This window comes from Tamlana crocina (genome assembly GCF_012037625.1).
Genome location: NZ_JAAVJS010000595.1, coordinates 1 through 337 on the forward strand (window position 1 = coordinate 1; position 337 = coordinate 337).

Consider the following 337-nt stretch of genomic DNA (forward strand, 5'->3'; position numbering starts at 1 on the left):
CTCAATGCTAACTCCTCAATACTCCCTAAGCCACAGTGATCTCCTCGGTCAAATACACTTCCTGCACGCTTTGAAGGATCTCGATCCCATCTTTAAGCGGCCGCTGAAAAGCTTTACGGCCCATAATGAGCCCGCAGCCGCCGGCGCGTTTGTTGATCACAGCGGTCTTTACCGCGGCCTTAAAATCTGAATCGCCCTGGGAGCCGCCTCCGGAATTGATGAGGCCGATCTTACCCATGTAACAGTTAGCCACCTGGAAACGGCAGAGATCAATAGGATGATCTGTAGTAAGGCTGTTGTACATGTCCTCAGATTGTTTTCCGAAGTTGATATCGCG

Annotated in this window: 1 pseudogene; it reads right to left on the reverse strand. The window is 51.0% G+C overall.

From position 1 onward, the window contains the following. Window positions 1-25 precede the first annotated feature (25 nt). Window positions 26-337 (reverse strand): annotated as a pseudogene (locus HC176_RS18195) (class I fructose-bisphosphate aldolase); the annotation flags it as partial.